16 protein-coding genes and 1 tRNA gene are annotated in these 15720 nt (G+C 46.4%); 12 read left to right on the top strand and 5 right to left on the bottom strand.

Features of this window, described 5'->3' with window-relative positions; genetic code table 11:
• Positions 1 to 202: 202 nt before the first annotated feature.
• A tRNA-Leu gene (locus ACTF5U_RS04515) sits at positions 203 to 287 on the bottom strand.
• Between the two features lie 203 nt (positions 288 to 490).
• Between ACTF5U_RS04515 and queA the strand changes: the two genes are divergently transcribed.
• The 6 genes from queA to ACTF5U_RS04485 are packed head-to-tail and all read left to right on the top strand — an operon-like array spanning position 491 to position 5021.
• Positions 491 to 1534, top strand: a complete 1044-nt coding sequence (gene queA, locus ACTF5U_RS04510; protein ID WP_438970449.1) for a tRNA preQ1(34) S-adenosylmethionine ribosyltransferase-isomerase QueA — start codon at positions 491 to 493, stop codon at positions 1532 to 1534.
• Positions 1518 to 2255 (top strand): RNA methyltransferase, encoded by a 738-nt coding sequence (locus ACTF5U_RS04505; RefSeq protein WP_438970448.1) that lies wholly within the window; start codon positions 1518 to 1520, stop codon positions 2253 to 2255. Before queA ends, ACTF5U_RS04505 begins: the two co-directional genes overlap by 17 nt.
• Positions 2248 to 3036 (top strand): serine O-acetyltransferase, encoded by a 789-nt coding sequence (cysE, locus tag ACTF5U_RS04500; protein WP_438970447.1) that lies wholly within the window; start codon positions 2248 to 2250, stop codon positions 3034 to 3036. The genes ACTF5U_RS04505 and cysE overlap by 8 nt, the downstream gene beginning before the upstream one ends.
• Positions 3037 to 3089: 53 nt before the next feature.
• Positions 3090 to 3536: an Rrf2 family transcriptional regulator gene (locus tag ACTF5U_RS04495; RefSeq protein ID WP_438970446.1), complete on the top strand. Its 447-nt coding sequence runs from the start codon at positions 3090 to 3092 to the stop codon at positions 3534 to 3536.
• Positions 3537 to 3548: 12 nt separating this feature from the next.
• Positions 3549 to 4691, top strand: coding sequence for a cysteine desulfurase family protein (locus ACTF5U_RS04490; protein ID WP_438970445.1), 1143 nt, complete (start codon positions 3549 to 3551; stop codon positions 4689 to 4691).
• A gap of 3 nt (positions 4692 to 4694) precedes the next feature.
• The gene (locus tag ACTF5U_RS04485; RefSeq protein ID WP_438970444.1) at positions 4695 to 5021 is read left to right on the top strand and encodes a HesB/IscA family protein; all 327 of its coding nucleotides are present in this window, start codon (positions 4695 to 4697) and stop codon (positions 5019 to 5021) included.
• 22 nt (positions 5022 to 5043) lie between these two features.
• On the opposite strand, the gene ACTF5U_RS04480 is transcribed toward ACTF5U_RS04485, so the two are convergent.
• Both ACTF5U_RS04480 and ACTF5U_RS04475 read right to left on the bottom strand, forming a co-directional pair.
• Positions 5044 to 6069 carry a M14 family metallopeptidase gene (locus tag ACTF5U_RS04480; protein ID WP_438970443.1) on the bottom strand — a complete coding sequence of 342 codons (1026 nt, stop codon included), beginning with the start codon at positions 6067 to 6069 and terminating at the stop codon, positions 5044 to 5046.
• On the bottom strand, positions 6057 to 7484 hold the full coding sequence (locus ACTF5U_RS04475) for a glutamate--cysteine ligase (protein WP_438970442.1): 1428 nt from the start codon (positions 7482 to 7484) through the stop codon (positions 6057 to 6059). Before ACTF5U_RS04475 ends, ACTF5U_RS04480 begins: the two co-directional genes overlap by 13 nt.
• Positions 7485 to 7595: 111 nt before the next feature.
• Here ACTF5U_RS04475 and bioA point away from each other — a divergent pair, with 111 nt between their 5' ends.
• The 4 genes from bioA to ahpF all read left to right on the top strand — a co-directional run bounded on the left by bioA (position 7596) and on the right by ahpF (position 11501).
• On the top strand, positions 7596 to 8906 hold the full coding sequence (bioA, locus tag ACTF5U_RS04470; protein ID WP_438970441.1) for an adenosylmethionine--8-amino-7-oxononanoate transaminase: 1311 nt from the start codon (positions 7596 to 7598) through the stop codon (positions 8904 to 8906).
• Between the two features lie 123 nt (positions 8907 to 9029).
• Complete coding sequence (gene pqqA, locus ACTF5U_RS04465) at positions 9030 to 9101, top strand: pyrroloquinoline quinone precursor peptide PqqA (protein ID WP_081443609.1); 72 nt, start codon at positions 9030 to 9032, stop codon at positions 9099 to 9101.
• A gap of 182 nt (positions 9102 to 9283) precedes the next feature.
• The gene (gene ahpC / locus ACTF5U_RS04460; RefSeq protein WP_438970440.1) at positions 9284 to 9850 is read left to right on the top strand and encodes an alkyl hydroperoxide reductase subunit C; all 567 of its coding nucleotides are present in this window, start codon (positions 9284 to 9286) and stop codon (positions 9848 to 9850) included.
• A 73-nt stretch (positions 9851 to 9923) separates the two neighbouring features.
• Positions 9924 to 11501 carry an alkyl hydroperoxide reductase subunit F gene (gene ahpF / locus ACTF5U_RS04455; protein ID WP_438970439.1) on the top strand — a complete coding sequence of 526 codons (1578 nt, stop codon included), beginning with the start codon at positions 9924 to 9926 and terminating at the stop codon, positions 11499 to 11501.
• A 9-nt stretch (positions 11502 to 11510) separates the two neighbouring features.
• On the opposite strand, the gene ACTF5U_RS04450 is transcribed toward ahpF, so the two are convergent.
• Positions 11511 to 12188, bottom strand: coding sequence for a response regulator (locus tag ACTF5U_RS04450; protein WP_438970438.1), 678 nt, complete (start codon positions 12186 to 12188; stop codon positions 11511 to 11513).
• Positions 12181 to 13557 (bottom strand): histidine kinase, encoded by a 1377-nt coding sequence (locus tag ACTF5U_RS04445; protein ID WP_438970437.1) that lies wholly within the window; start codon positions 13555 to 13557, stop codon positions 12181 to 12183. Before ACTF5U_RS04445 ends, ACTF5U_RS04450 begins: the two co-directional genes overlap by 8 nt.
• Positions 13558 to 13804: 247 nt before the next feature.
• Between ACTF5U_RS04445 and ACTF5U_RS04440 the strand changes: the two genes are divergently transcribed.
• Positions 13805 to 14824, top strand: coding sequence for an AAA family ATPase (locus tag ACTF5U_RS04440; RefSeq protein ID WP_438970436.1), 1020 nt, complete (start codon positions 13805 to 13807; stop codon positions 14822 to 14824).
• Between the two features lie 5 nt (positions 14825 to 14829).
• Entirely contained in the window at positions 14830 to 15720 is an 891-nt protein-coding gene (locus tag ACTF5U_RS04435; RefSeq protein WP_438970435.1) for a DUF58 domain-containing protein, read from the top strand.

The following is a 15720-nucleotide window of genomic DNA, read 5'->3' as shown; positions in this document are numbered from 1 at the left end:
TTGAGAGCCAATTAAGGAATTCTCGAAGATGACGAGTTTTCCTTGAGACTGGTGTTTTAAAAAAAGCTGAAGGTGTGACAGCGGAGCGCAATCCGAACTGGATTTCCTGAGAATACCCACGATGATTGTTGTTTACCAAAATCGCGTGATTTCGAGTTAAGATTATTGAAAATAAGGGAGATGTTTTGATCTGAGATAAGGTTGGTACCGAGGGCGAGAATCGAACTCGCACTTCCGAAGAAACCGGATTTTGAATCCGGCGCGTCTACCAGTTCCGCCACCCCGGCAACCTTAAGAGCGAAATTATAACGTCCCCACATGCTGATTGGAAGCCTCAATCTGATTAATGTTGAGTATTTAGCCCTAAGCGACTGATTATTTGTCAGATTCACGGATTCAACCTCCTTGATTCAAAAGCTTTACTGCGAAAACGCTGCTCTGTAGACGGACATTTTGCTATGATCGCGCTCATGAAAATGAGCAGAGCCCGATGAAAACAAGCGACTTCCGATTTGATCTGCCTGATGAGCTGATCGCCCAATATCCATCAACCGATCGAACTGCCAGCCGGCTTCTCGCCCTAAATGGGAACAACGGTGACCTTCAAGACCTTGGGTTTACCGACTTGCTAGATCAACTTGATGAGAAAGATCTATTGGTCTTCAATAATACCAAGGTGATACCAGCTCGATTGTTAGGACAAAAAGAAACAGGCGGTAAAGTTGAGGTATTAGTTGAGCGGGTGTTGGACCATGAACGTGTTTTAGCACACGTCAAAAGTAGCAAATCACCTGGCAGGGGCAGACGATTGTTTCTTGAGAATACCTTAGAGGCTGAAGTCGTCAATCGTCATGACGCGTTGTTTGAGTTACGCTTTTTGAATACAGATTCGGTCGTTGAAACACTGGAATCCTTTGGGCGTATGCCACTTCCACCTTATATCGAACGTGATGTGGACAAAGCCGATCGGGATCGTTACCAAACGGTCTATGCAAAGCACCGTGGTGCTGTTGCAGCACCTACGGCAGGACTTCATTTTGACGCGTCTTTATTAGCCGAAATTAGCGCGATGGGAATTGAAACCGCCGAGCTGACGTTGCATGTCGGGGCTGGTACCTTTCAACCTGTCAGAGTGGATGATATTCGTTCACATCAAATGCACAGCGAAATCATTGAAGTGACAGAAAAGGTCTGTCAACAAGTAAAAGCCGCTCGTGAGCGTGGTGGCCGAGTTATTGCTGTTGGCACGACCAGTGTTAGAGCATTGGAATCCGCTTCACAATCGGGCGAAATCAAACCATTTGAGGGCGAAACGGATATCTTTATCTATCCCGGTTATACATTTAAAAGTGTTGATGCGATGGTGACAAATTTTCACCTGTCAGAATCAACCTTATTAATGCTGGTATCAGCCTTTGCTGGCAGAGCACATATACTGAACGCTTATCAGCACGCTGTTGCGCAGCGATATCGCTTTTTTAGCTATGGCGACGCCATGTTTATTACAAGGAAAATTGATGACATCACTGGATAATATTCGCTTCGTGCTTGTCGGGACGACGCATCCCGGTAATATCGGTGCGGCTGCCCGGGCTATGAAAACGATGGGATTATCAAACCTGCATTTGGTTTCGCCGAAGATTTATCCGAGTGCAGAGGCGACTGCTCGTGCCTCCGGGGCCGATGATATTCTGCATAAGGCCCAAGTCCATGACAGTCTCGATTCTGCCTTGGTCGGGTGTCATTACGCCTTTGCAATGAGTGCACGTTTACGTCATCTTCATGTACCGGTAATGAACCCTCGTGAAACCGTAGAACAACTTGAAAAGTTCGATGACAACACTCATATTGCTATTGTGTTCGGAAGAGAACATTCAGGTTTGTCCAATGAAGAATTGGATCGATGTCAGTACCTGGTCAATATCCCGGCGAACCCTGACTATAGCTCACTTAACTTGGCTGCAGCCGTTCAGGTTTTGGCGTATGAATTGAAAATGAGCTTTCAGCCTCAAATTAATTTCGGCCGGGTGGGTGAAGAACGTGAGGCCATTACCAATGATGATTTGGCTCACCTTTATGAGCATTTCGAACGTTCTCTGACGACCATCGGTTTTCTGGATCCTGATAACCCGCGTAATCTGATGCGTCGTATCAAGCGTCTGTTCAACCGCACAGATATGGATAAAAACGAACTGCACATTATGCATGGCATTTTGCGCGCCGCTGAAACCAAAGCGAGGAGCAACAATGAGTGAAAACATAAGCCGCTGGGCACGCTTCAAAGAAGATATTAACTGTGTCTTTGACCGGGACCCTGCAGCACGAAATGTGTTTGAGATTGTGACTACGTATCCAGGCGTTCACGCTATCCAGCTTCATCGTCTAAATCACTGGTTATGGCGCTCAAAGCTCAAATGGCTGGCAAAGTTTATTTCTACCCTGGGCCGTTGGGTAACGGGTATCGAGATACATCCAGGTGCTAAGATTGGCAGACGCTTCTTTATTGACCACGGCATGGGTGTTGTAATTGGTGAGACAGCTGAAATAGGTGATGACTGCACGCTATATCATGGTGTGACTTTGGGTGGTACCTCATGGAAAGAAGGGAAACGCCACCCGACATTAGGAAACGATATTGTTGTCGGTGCCGGAGCTAAAGTCTTAGGTCCGATTACGTTGAATGATGGCGCCCGTGTCGGTTCCAATGCGGTGGTGGTCAAAGATGTTGCCAGCGGTGAAACCGTTGTAGGTATTCCGGGAAGAGTCGTAAAAACCAACCTTACTGAAGACCAAAAACAACAGCAAAAACTGGCCCAGTCAGTGGGCTTTGATGCATACGGTACATCAGGGAAAACAGTCGATCCGGTAGCCAATGCCATTCATGGCTTGATTGAGCATATCCATGCGATGGATAAGCGCGTTGATGTCATGTGTCAGACCATACAGCGACTGGGTGGTGAACTACCGGAAGGTGTTGAAATGCCTGAACTTAAAGACTGTGAACTATCAGAAGAAAGTGATGATTCAAAAAGTTGACTAAAATAGTCAGGCATGTAAAATTACAGGATGAATTTATTACGGATTAACTGATGCGTTTAACCACAAAAGGGCGCTACGCGGTAACAGCCATGCTCGACCTCAGCCTTAACTACGGTTCTGGTGCGATCACACTGGCTGATATCTCAGAAAGACAAGGTATTTCTCTGTCTTATCTGGAGCAATTGTTTGCCCGCTTGCGTAAACAAGGTTTGGTGAGCAGTTCCCGTGGTCCTGGTGGCGGTTATCGTCTCAGTCGCACTGCCGAGAATATTACCGTTTTGGATGTCATCTCAGCTGTAGATGAAAAAGTTGACAGCACGCAATGTGAAGGACGAAAAAACTGTCATAGTGATGAGAAATGTCTCAGTCATGAACTATGGCAGAGCCTGAGTGATCAAATCCGTGTGTATTTGGATGGCATCACATTAGCTGCGGTGGTAAGCACATACGAACAGAAACGCAGCGGCGATCAAGTCATTCAGTTCGACGTCGTATAAGCAGGTTTCCCATTGGCTTTTACCTATCTCGACAATAATGCCGGGGCAGGCCTCGCAGAAGGTGTGCTGGACGCAATGCTCCCTTACCTGCAGCAACAGCAGGGCAATCCTTCCAGCAGTCATCGTTTTGGCCGTTATGCCCATTCCGCTCTGGATAAAGCACGGCAACAAGTAGCTAATCTGGTTAATGCTGATCCGTCGCAGGTTATTTTTACAAGCGGTGGTACGGAAGCGAATAATCAGGCTTTGGCTGGAGTCGCAGAACTCTACCAAGACGGAAAAATCTTGGTTGGTGCCACCGAACATCCAGCTATGTTGGAACCGGCACAGCGGCTTCAGCGGCATGGTTTTGATGTCGAGCTGATTCCTGTGAATTCAGCCGGAGTGATTGATGCTGACACTTTAGAAGCTATGATTGACGACACAACCCGATTGGTTTCGGTGATGTGGGCGAACAATGAAACCGGCGTGATTCAGGATATTCCCGGACTTTCGGCAGTATGCAAAGACAAGGGCGTGCCTATGGTCTGTGATGCTGTGCAGGCAGCAGGCAAACTCTCTCTTGATTTCAAGGCTTCAGGTGTCGATATGATGACCTTGTCAGCGCATAAGTTTGGTGGTCCCAAAGGCATTGGCGCGTTGATTGTATCTCCGGAGCTTAACTGGCCCGGTTATATTCTCGGCGGTGGTCAGGAAGAAGATAAACGCAGTGGTACCGAGAATGTGGCCGCTATTGTTGGTTTCGGTATGGCGGCAGATTATGTGTCAGCCAATCTCAGTGCCTATCAGACGCACTGTCAAATGTTGCGTGACTTACTGGAAAAGCGCTTACATGAGATTGTGGGTGTGACGATATTTGCTGAGCAGAGTGAGCGGTTGCCCAATACAGTATTTTTTGCCCTGCAGGGGTTTGATTCTGACACCATGTTAATGGCACTGGACAAACAAGGCTTTGCTGTATCAAGTGGTTCCGCATGTGGTACCGGCAGACAAACACCGAGCCATGTCCTGAAAGCGATGCAAGTTGATGATTTAACTGCTTTAGGTGCAGTTCGCGTGAGCTTTTCCATGCAAAATACTGTCGAACAGGTAGAACAACTGACAACGGCGTTGGCAAAAGAAGCCGAACGCTTTAACCATTTAATGAACAGGTGAAACATGATTACTTTAACTGAATCTGCTATCAATCGCGTTCGCGATATGATGACCAAACGTGAATCAGGTATCGGTTTACGTATCGGTGTAGTCAAAAGTGGCTGTTCCGGTTACAGCTATGCGTTGGATTATGCTGATGAATTGGGTAACGGCGATGTGATACTCGAACGAGGCGATGTCAAAGTTGTTGTTAACGAGGAAGCTATGCCCATGCTTGAAGGTATGGAGCTGGACTTTGTTAAAGAAGGCTTAAATCAGAGCTTTAAGTTCAGAAACCCTAATGTTACATCTGAATGTGGTTGTGGCGAGAGCTTTAGCGTTACCAAATAAGATTGAAGCTTGCAGGGTTGTTTTAGCCCTGCAAGCGCTCCATTAAATAGCATAAACAATCCTGCTTAATCACTCTTTCGTTCAAGGTCATCATTGATGGCATAGTCGGCCGTTTAAATAACAGTTCCTGATTATGTAGTTCAAAGAAACGCTCACTCACATCTTCACCGTATTCATCACGGGCCTCCACAGGCAATTGCGTTATATTATCCACCCTCCCAATCGCTGTGCCTGCCGGTACTTCAAAGAAATTCATTTTTTCCAGATCCCGATCCAGTAACAACGGCACAGCAATATCATCAAAACTAAATCTAATGTCCTGTTTCACTTTTACCTGCGCCACGGTATGAAACAAATCGATATCCTGCGGATGAACCGGCGTTTTCGGTAGTTCGGCGAGATTCAGGCAGCTGTCAATGAAATCAAACGCATGTTTGACGCCATATGTCTGGTCAGGACGGCCACATTCCAGAGTCACAGCCGGACAAATTTCAGCAAAAGCGGCTGATTGAACCCCTTTTGGGCTGGTGAAATAAACAACAAAGCGAGCAAACAGGGTTGCCAGTTGCTGGTAGGCTGGATCCAATCGGTTAATACAACCATAGTGAGGATTCAGACCGGTATTATTGTGAATATCAACGCTCGCGAATAAATCATGATCCGCCATCACATCCACAATTTGCTGTGCCATTCTGGTCTCATCATTGGCTGCGTATTCGGTACCCGGCCAGATACGGTTGAAATCCGCCTGACCATCAAGTCGCCGCTGTCCCTCTCTGGCGGCCTGTACATTACCGAAGAAGATGGAAACGTTGCGCGGTAACATTTTTGATTGATATTTCTTCAATAATGACTGAACGGCAAGGAGTCCGGTAGTTTCATTCCCGTGCAGCATGACCGAAATGAACAGCGTGTTGTTTTGCTTGCCTTTGAGATGGAGCAGGGTCGGCGTTGGCAATATCTGATATAAATCCTGTGGCGATACATCAAGCAATGCGTCGGGCAGGCTATCCAGTTGTTGCAATAAATTAGTGGTTATATCGGCCATTCGCTTACCACCTCACCTTGCTGTTGATGAAATAAATATTGTTTTGTCAGTTTTTGGAAATCCTTACCATGCTTAGCGATATAGGCTTGTTGCCAGTCACTTCCGGTCTGACGCTTTTCTACCCGTTTTTCAATGATGGCGAGATAATGATCTTTTTCAGATGCCAGAATATTGAGTTTATCGAGACCTTGCGCCGCGAGTGGTAACAATTCATCCAGAATATGCTTCTGAAGTCGTTGATGCTGACCATCGAAATCAACAATGTTTGTATCCAGACCATAACGTGCAGCTTTATAGAAATTGTCACGGGCATCGCTGAAAGCAACTTCAACGCCTCTGGCAATTAAGCGATCACATAAGGCATGGCTGAGACCAAAATAAAATACCGCATTTGCGAGCATATCTTTGATAGTAGGACCTGCAGCGGGTGTGCGGTGTTCAATTCGCACATGCGGTCTGCCACCATTAAAGCCAACAATAGGCCTATTCCAGCGCCAGATCGTACCGTTATGAAGACGTAGATAGTCCAGATTATCTGAAGCTGGGCCCAGATCGACAGGTAGTAATACCGGGAAGTGGGCCAGGTTTTCTTCAAAGCATTCAAATATGGAATGGCGGGCATAATCGCTACCAAAACTCACGCGCTTAACAGGGCCGTGTGCCGCACCATCAAAGCCACCTGATTCGATTGCTTGCTCAAATAAAGGAATACGTGTTTCCTGCCATAAACTATGGCCGAACAGAAAGGGTGAATTAGCTGAAACGGCGACAACTGCCGCCGATGCCATTATGGATGCATTATAGAAATGATGCGCTATATTCAATGGTATTTGAGTGTGTAATTGTAATGAGGTCGCGGCTGATTCCAGCATCACGTCATGATGAGTCAGTTTAAGATGCTCTTCACCACTGATATCCAGCTTCACCGGCTGCCCGCGTGAAGCCAGAATTTGCTCATTCAGTGCACGGTAACGATTCAAGTCTGACATATTGAACGGGTTGAGATCATCTTGTTTCAGGGTCGGTAATATCCCCGTCATCAGTAACTCACTGTTCAGTTTCTGGGCTTGCTGGCTGGCATTGGACCAGGCATTCTGTAATTGTGTATGCAAACGACTGAAACAATTGCCTGTGAGTGGCAACGGCTCAGTATTAAATTCGATATTGAATTTGGCCAGTTCTGCATCAACCATCGGGTCCTGCAGCATCTTAAGAAAAGCATCGTTAATAGGTGCAGGGCGCATCGTTGGATCAATTAGCCAGGCTTCCAGCTCCAACCCGGCATAACGAGTGTCATTCTGATGCTGTATGCGAGCAAAAATCTGCTCAAGACGCTGCGTCTCATCCTGCAAACGCAAACGAAACGTGTCGAAGTCTTTTGTAACAAAATCCGCACCTGCAATTTCTTGGCCCATGGAGGGACACCTTATAATTGCTCTCTTGAGTGTAGCTTATAGCAGGCTTCGTTTTGTTGCCAACTTCTCACATTCATTGGGTAAATGCCTGACTACTGCTATGATCTGCGCATGAAAAAATCTGCCAATTTAGAATTTGATGCCGCGCATATCTGGCATCCCTATACCAGTGTTGCTCATCCGCCTGTGCTACATGAGGTGGCCTCAGCCAAAGGGGTCAGACTGACCCTGGCAGATGGTCGTGAGATTATCGATGGAATGTCATCCTGGTGGTCAGCCATTCACGGATACAATCATCCACGTCTCAATCAGGCGGCTCAGGAGCAGCTGGAAAAAATGTCGCATGTCATGTTCGGCGGCTTAACTCATGAACCGGCCGTCAATCTGGCGAGAAAGCTCATCGAAATTACTGATGAAAGTCTGCAATATGTGTTTCTGGCTGACTCGGGGTCGATATCAGTGGAAGTGGCAATCAAAATGGCCATTCAACACTGGTTTGCTCAGGGGAAAAAACAAAAACAACGTTTGTTGACCATCAAAAATGGATACCATGGCGATACTTTTGGGGCGATGTCGGCATGTGACCCGGTTAACGGTATGCATTCGATGTTTGAAAATGTATTATCCAAACATCTGTTTGCGCCAGCGCCTGAATGTCAGCATGATGAGGATTGGCAGGATTCAGATATTGCTGAATTTAAAACCTTGATCTCTGAGCACCATCATGAACTTGCTGCTGTCATTCTTGAACCTTTAGTTCAGGGGGCCGGAGGCATGCGAGTTTATTGCCCAGAATACTTACGTCAGGTAAGGGCCTTGTGTGATGAGTTTGGTGTATTGTTGATCTTTGATGAAATTGCTACTGGCTTCGGTCGAACAGGCAGCTTGTTTGCCTATGAACAGGCTGGCATCGTGCCCGATATCTTGTGTTTGGGGAAGGCCTTAACCGGGGGGTACATGACATTGGCAGCGACAATCTGTAATCAAAAGGTGGCAGATGGCATTGCCTCAGATGGTAGCGGTGTTTTGATGCATGGTCCGACCTTTATGGCCAATCCATTGGCTTGTCGAGTTGCTGTGGAGAGTATTGAACTGCTTATGGAATCCGACTGGCAAGGGAATGTCGCCAGAATTGCTCAGCAGTTAGAGACGGAACTCCGACCTTATGAAACGCATAACATTGTGAAAGAAGTCAGGGTTAAAGGTGCGATTGGGGTTGTCGATCTCAATCAGCCTCTTGACAACTGTATGGACTGGTTGCCGTCATTTATTGTTGATCAGGGGGTCTGGATACGACCCTTCAGAACCATGATTTACATCATGCCCCCGTATGTTATTGAACAATCCGATTTAACAACGCTCACCGATGCTATTGGTCGTATGCTGGATGAAATAGCCTGTAGAAGCGGAGCCGTTAACTAAGAAAAATCCTGAGTGTATTAGCGGAAACGACTGATTCTTTTGTTTGCTTGTTTTGATTAGAGTAGCGTTACATCACCAGAAATTGTTCCGGTGGTGTAAAACAAAATTACGAGGATTTTTATCATGTGGACTAAACCAGAATATTCAGATATGCGTTTCGGCTTTGAAGTAACCATGTATATCTGCAATCGTTAAGATTACATAACTTCAGAAAAAGCCTTTGGAGCTTCGCTTCAGGGGCTTTTTTTATGAGGCAGTGTTTTTAATCGCTTTTACCAATCATAATAATAGAATTAAGTCGTTGTACCTATCTATAACCCTCGACTACAATGGCTCCTGTCAATAACGACACTTGTCCCCAATTAAAGGAGCTAATAATGTCTACACTGATTAATACAGAGGTTAAACCTTTTAAAGCAACCGCATACCACAACGGCGAATTCGTTGATGTTTCAAGCGATGATCTGAAAGGTAAATGGGCTGTATTCGTATTTTACCCAGCAGATTTCACGTTTGTTTGCCCGACTGAGCTGGGTGATGTTGCTGACCACTATGACCAACTCAAAGAAATGGGTGTTGAAGTCTATTCAGTTTCAACTGACACTCACTTCGTACATAAAGCATGGCACGATGCTTCTGAAACCATCCAGAAAATCAAATTCCCTATGATTGGTGATCCAACTGGTCGCATCAGCCGTAACTTTGAAGTAATGATTGAAGAAGATGGTGTGGCTCTGCGTGGAACTTTCATCATCGATCCTGAAGGTCAGATCAAAGCAGCAGAAATCAACGATCTGGGCATTGGCCGTAGTGCAAAAGACTTGCTGCGTAAAGTTCAGGCAGCTCAATATGTTGCTTCACACGACGGTGAAGTTTGCCCTGCCTCATGGCAGCCAGGTGAAGAAACACTTTCTCCATCACTGGATTTGGTTGGCAAAATCTAAATTGTCCTATGTTTGTCCGGGCAGTACTGCCCGGACAGCATCAGCCATTGTTAATAGATAACAGGTAAATATTATGTTGGATGCAAACATCGCCGCTCAATTAAAAAGCTACTTGGATAATGTCAAACGTCCAATCGAACTGATTGCAGCGTTGGATGACAGTGCCAAAGCTAAGGAAATGCGCGACTTATTGCAGGAAATTGCTGACATGTCGTCTCATATCAAATTCATTGAAGATGCAGACAGTAATTCGCGTAAACCGTCTTTCCAAATCAGGCAGCCACAAGGCGACGAAAAAATTCGTTTTGCTGGTATTCCCATGGGCCATGAGTTTACCTCGCTGGTTCTGGCATTGCTGCATGTGGGCGGACATCCAACCAAGCTAGATGACGAAGTGATCGAACAGATCAAAGGTCTTGAAGGTGAATATCACTTCGAAACGTATATTTCACTGTCATGCCAGAACTGTCCGGAAGTGGTGCAAGCTCTGAATGTGATGGCTGTGCATAACCCAAATATTAGTCATACCATGATCGACGGTGCTCTGTATCAGGAAGAAGTCGATAGCCGTCAAATCATGGCAGTACCTACCGTCTATCTGAATGATCAAAGCTTTGGTCAAGGCAGAATGACTTTGCCCGAAATTGTTGCCAAGCTGGATAAAGGTGCGGTGGAGCGTGAAGCTGCCAAAATTAGTCAGAAAGACGATTTTGATGTACTCATCATTGGTGGCGGTCCAGCCGGTGCATCGGCCTCTATCTATGCATCACGTAAAGGGATTCGGACTGGTATTGTTGCCGAACGCTTTGGTGGTCAGGTAATGGATACCATGGCGATTGAGAACTTTATCTCGGTCAAAGAAACGGAAGGTCCAAAGCTGGTTGCGGCATTGGAAGAGCATGTCAAAGAGTATGACGTTGATGTGATGAATCTACAGCGGGCTAAAGCGTTGACCAAAAAAGATAAAATGGTCGAAGTGGAACTTGAAAGTGGTGCTACCTTAAGCAGTAAAACCGTTATTCTCGCAACAGGTGCCCGTTGGAGACAATTGGGTGTCCCCGGTGAAGATGAATATCGAGGCCATGGTGTAGCGTATTGCCCGCACTGCGATGGTCCCTTGTTTAAAGGTAAGCCAGTTGCTGTCATAGGTGGCGGAAACTCTGGCGTGGAAGCAGCAATTGACTTGGCTGGCATCGTTGGCCACGTGACGCTGATTGAGTTTGATGGTGAGCTGAAAGCGGATGCGGTATTGCAGAAAAAGCTGTTCTCACTGGATAACGTCACTATTTTAACCGGTGCTCAGACAACTGAAATTACCGGTTCTGACGGCAAAGTCAGTGGGTTGGTCTATATTGATCGCGCTACGGAGCAGGAACACACTCTGGACTTGAATGCGGTATTTGTTCAGATTGGTTTGTTACCAAATACTGACTGGCTGGAAGGCACCATTGATTTGAGCAAATTTGGTGAGATTGAAATTGACAATCATGGTCAGACATCGCTGCCAGGTGTATTTGCTGCCGGAGACGTAACCACCATTCCATATAAGCAGATCATTATGGCTATGGGAGATGGTGCCCGAGCTGCATTAGGCGCTTTTGATTACATTATCCGTCATGATTTTGATGATGAAGAAACAGAAGCTGCATAACGTCTATATCTAAGCCTTGTCTTCATGAGCCTCGTCGACCAGCTCCAGCAGGTTGACGAGGTTCATTTTTATGGCGAGTCTTGTTAATTCAATATCACTGCTGACACCCAGCTTTTTCTTAATGATGTAGTGTGAGTTTGAGACGGTTTTCGGGCTGATATTCAGCAACTCTGCGATTGCCTGACTCGATTTCGCATCGACCAATAATCGTAGAATTTCGAATTCCCTCACTGTGAGCTCATCCAGCGCTGCCTGCTCCTGACCGAGTTTTTCCATTGCCAGCGCCTGCGCAATGTCAGCGCTCAAAGTGTGTTTATTATTGGCGACTTCAGCAATCGCTCTGATCAATTCTTCAGGATCACTGCTTTTAGTGATGTAACCAAGCGCGCCTGCACGCGTAGCCTGTAGGGCAAAACTGGGGTTTTGATGCATACTAAAAACCAGAATTCGGGCTTTATTGTCATATTGACGAATCCGCTCAATCGCTTTCAAACCACTTTGTCCCGGTAAGGAAATATCCATCACCACAATATCGGGTTGATGCTGTTTGTACTGACTGTAGGCTTCATTGCCATCACAGGCTTCGGCAATAACTTCAAGGTTATCCTGTTTTTGCAACAGCGAACGGTAGCCTTCACGGACAATGGCATGGTCATCGACCAGCATGATAGTGATTGTGTTATTCATTGTTATTTGGTTCTGAAGGTGAATAATTGTTGACCGGAAGGGTTACGGTAACGATAAGGCCACCCGTCTTTTCGGTACCCAGAGAAAAGGTTCCCCCCAAGGCGGTGACACGTTCGTGTATACCCAGTAAACCGATGCCCAGTGTGTTAGAAAATGATTTGGTATCGGCGATACCATCATCACGTATTAACAGTGTGACTGAGTCTGAAGCAGATAGCTTCAGCATAATATCAGCCTGTGTTGCATTGGCGTGCTTGGCAATATTAGTTAAACACTCCTGCACAATACGATAAATATTTACCGGTATCGGTTCGGGCAATTCATCTACTAAGGGATCAACAGTGATTCCATAATGGGTCTGTTCACCACTGCGTTGATTCCAACTACGAATTAATTGTTGCAAGCTGGTTGTAAGTCCTAAGTCGTCGACTTCCGCTGGACGTAGCCGTGTTAAGAGATTACGCAGAGCGGTCATCATATGGGTGGTGATATGACTGATGGAATTCACCTCTTCTAATAACGCAGGGCAGTCTTTTTTGGCTGTCTGTGCAATGGAGGTGGTCATAGCATTGATACCCGCGAGACACTGACCAAATTCATCATGTAATTCTCGGGTGATGTAGCGGTGCTCTTCCTCCTGTGCATTCATCAATTTCAATGCCAATCGTTTATTTTCAGCCAATGTATCTTGCTGAGAACTGACGAGTGCATTAATGGCCTGACTGGTTCGTTTCCATTCTGCGATTTCAAATGCCGGTAAACGTAAACTCAGTTCACCTTCGCGCATTTTTTCCAGTCCTTTTACGATATGGTGAGCCGGTTTTAACATCCGGCCAATGGTGAAAAAGACTAAAAAACATAAAACAAGAATGGTGGCAGTCATCACCCCGGTCACAGCACGCAGGTTGCTCCAGGCTCTGGCCGTTTCCATGTGTGTATTGAGACTCACCAATACAGTACCGTACTTGATGGCATTGAAATTGACCGATTCCCGTACTTCTAGATCCGGGGTGAAAAATTGTTTGTAAAATGCAGCAAACCAGGCTGGATATTTTTTTTCTGGCTCGACAATGTCATTACATAAACTACGCTGACGACTTTGTGTTCGTGATAGAAACTGGGTGCAGGATCCCGGCACACCGCCTATGCCTCGCCATAAATTCACATCGGGAAAAGAGCGGGAAAAATCATAACGCTGAAACATATCCAGCAGTTGTTGACGTGTCTGACGTTCAATACGTTTCGCAGTTTGCTCAGCCTCAAAAACCGATTGTTGATTTGTCTGATACAACACATACCACGCACTGCATAACAGACAAATGACAGCGATAATTAAAATTCGCACTAAAAGTTGGGCTTGCAGATTCATCTGTGTTTCACAGGTCAAAAGTTTCTTCTAGTCTAGGCACTTAGCGACTTTCTTGAAAGATGTTTAATTAGGTCGGGCAAATTGCCCGTAAATGAAGGGCATATATCTGATGTCAATCATCCTGTGAAAGCGTTTAATAGATGGGTCTCAACACATGGACGTCTAGACCTGCCTGGATAAAGATGACTTTTTTCAATCATGCTTGGTAGAGTAGTCCTGCAATAAAAAATATACGAGGGGAGAGAACATGGCTGAATCTCAGCTTTTACATACAGCAAGAGAACATGCGCTGGCTTTGGAAAGTGTGGTCAACGACGTCGTTGTTGGTCAACAACAGGCGATTCGTTTGATACTGATTGCATTACACGCCCGCGGTCACGTCTTGCTGGAAGGTGGTGTTGGTGTCGGTAAAACCACATTGCTCAGAGCTTTCTCGAAAGCATTGGGTGGTGCATTTGGTCGTATCGAAGGGAGTGTCGACTTAATGCCGAACGATCTACTTTACAGTGCGTGGGTGAATGCTGATGGTAAACCGGTCATCGACCCCGGCCCGCTGATTGCGCAAGGTGAAGATACGGCGGTGTTCTTTTTTAATGAGATCAACCGGGCCAGACCACAAGTGCAGTCTTTACTGTTAAGAGCAATGGCTGAGCGCAGTGTTGATGCATTTGGTAAAGAGTTTCGTTTCCCGCACATGGTGGTGTTTGCTGATAGAAATGCGGTTGAAAAAGAAGAAACCTTTGAACTCAGTGCCGCAGCCCGTGATCGGTTCCTGTTTGAGATTAATATCAGTCGTCCCACCGAGGATGATATCCGCCGTAAATTGATTTTTGATCCGGCTTTTCATGATGTGGATGCCTTGCTATCGAGTATAGGCGAACCGCTACTAGACTATCGCGATCTGAATCAGTTAGATCGGGAAATTCAGCAATCTATTTTTGTTTCCCCCGAAATTGAAAACTATGTGGTTCGTCTGTGGGATGCTAGCTGGGAGCCGCATGAGCTGGGTATCGAACTGGAAGATATTTATGTTGAGGATCTCGTCGTTGCTGGAGCCAGTGTACGCGGTATGTCTGCAATGGTCAGAGCAGCAAAAGTCGCTGCCTGGTTAGAAGGGCGAGATCATGTGCTACCGGATGATATTCATACCGTGTTACTACCGACAATGACGCATCGTGTGTTCCTGTCACCAGTCTATGAAGGGCGTCGCGAGCAGATAATGCCTCTGTTTGTGCGTGCGCTTCGTGATCATATCGCTACACCGTAATCGTTATGGCTATTAGAAACCTGCAACCGCAGGAGTTTGTTTACCGGTTTCCCGATAAGGTGTTCGGGCATGTCCCCGGCGCGCATAGTGGTACTGCTCTGGGGAGTGGTGATCGTTTTGCCGGTTTTGCGGACTTGTTTGATTATCCGGATCCAAGACGACTGGATATACGCGCCAGCCTCCGTAGTCAGGCGGCGGATATTAGTCAGAATGAACGCCAGCGCTGGTTGGTTAAGCGTTATCAGCAACGGGCGTCAATTACGCTCTGGCTGTTGGCGGATATCAGTAAGTCGATGTCTGTTGCCAGTGTTAATCACGAACGGTTGGCCAAACTTGCGCATATGATCGCGCATAGTGGTATTGGTCGGGGTGATCGGTTTGCGATGGCAGCCTTTGATTCTGTCTGGCGTCAGGATGTCACCATCATGCCGACCACACAACGTAGTATGCCTGCGTTTGCAGCAGAGAAAATTATGACAGCCAAAGAAGCGGCATCACCGGGTGCGGATGGACTGTCTCAGGCTGCTGAGTTAGTCAACAATAAACGTGCGATGGTGTTTTTGGCATCGGATTTTTGCTACGACTTGAGTCTGGTGGAGAAAAGTCTGCGGAAACTCTCTCAATACACTGTTATTCCAATCGTCTGGCGCCATGATGATGTGGATCATTTTCCTTCGCATGCGGGATGGGCGGAAACGCGTGATGCCGAGACCGGTCAACGCCATAGCGTCTGGATGCGTCCGGGGATGAAAAAACGCTGGCAACAACGCATGGACGATCACTTCTCACAACTGACCGAGTGTTTTATGCGTTATCGGATCAGGCCGTTATTTGTCGATGGTGATATCACGCCGCAGCAATTGACTGAATATTTTTACGCCATGAAAAAATCATAG

This window comes from Methylophaga sp. (assembly GCF_965655755.1).
GTDB lineage: Bacteria > Pseudomonadota > Gammaproteobacteria > Nitrosococcales > Methylophagaceae > Methylophaga.
This window is presented reverse-complemented; position numbering and strand designations above follow the sequence as displayed.

Coding starts and splice junctions, on each gene's coding strand:
- queA (WP_438970449.1), top strand. CDS start 491: ATGAAAACAAGCGACTTCCGATTTGATCTGCCTGATGAGCTGATCGCC.
- ACTF5U_RS04505 (WP_438970448.1), top strand. CDS start 1,518: ATGACATCACTGGATAATATTCGCTTCGTGCTTGTCGGGACGACGCAT.
- cysE (WP_438970447.1), top strand. CDS start 2,248: ATGAGTGAAAACATAAGCCGCTGGGCACGCTTCAAAGAAGATATTAAC.
- ACTF5U_RS04495 (WP_438970446.1), top strand. CDS start 3,090: ATGCGTTTAACCACAAAAGGGCGCTACGCGGTAACAGCCATGCTCGAC.
- ACTF5U_RS04485 (WP_438970444.1), top strand. CDS start 4,695: ATGATTACTTTAACTGAATCTGCTATCAATCGCGTTCGCGATATGATG.
- ACTF5U_RS04480 (WP_438970443.1), bottom strand. CDS start 6,069: ATGGCCGATATAACCACTAATTTATTGCAACAACTGGATAGCCTGCCC.
- ACTF5U_RS04475 (WP_438970442.1), bottom strand. CDS start 7,484: ATGGGCCAAGAAATTGCAGGTGCGGATTTTGTTACAAAAGACTTCGAC.
- bioA (WP_438970441.1), top strand. CDS start 7,596: ATGAAAAAATCTGCCAATTTAGAATTTGATGCCGCGCATATCTGGCAT.
- ahpC (WP_438970440.1), top strand. CDS start 9,284: ATGTCTACACTGATTAATACAGAGGTTAAACCTTTTAAAGCAACCGCA.
- ahpF (WP_438970439.1), top strand. CDS start 9,924: ATGTTGGATGCAAACATCGCCGCTCAATTAAAAAGCTACTTGGATAAT.
- ACTF5U_RS04450 (WP_438970438.1), bottom strand. CDS start 12,188: ATGAATAACACAATCACTATCATGCTGGTCGATGACCATGCCATTGTC.
- ACTF5U_RS04445 (WP_438970437.1), bottom strand. CDS start 13,557: ATGAATCTGCAAGCCCAACTTTTAGTGCGAATTTTAATTATCGCTGTC.
- ACTF5U_RS04440 (WP_438970436.1), top strand. CDS start 13,805: ATGGCTGAATCTCAGCTTTTACATACAGCAAGAGAACATGCGCTGGCT.
- ACTF5U_RS04435 (WP_438970435.1), top strand. CDS start 14,830: ATGGCTATTAGAAACCTGCAACCGCAGGAGTTTGTTTACCGGTTTCCC.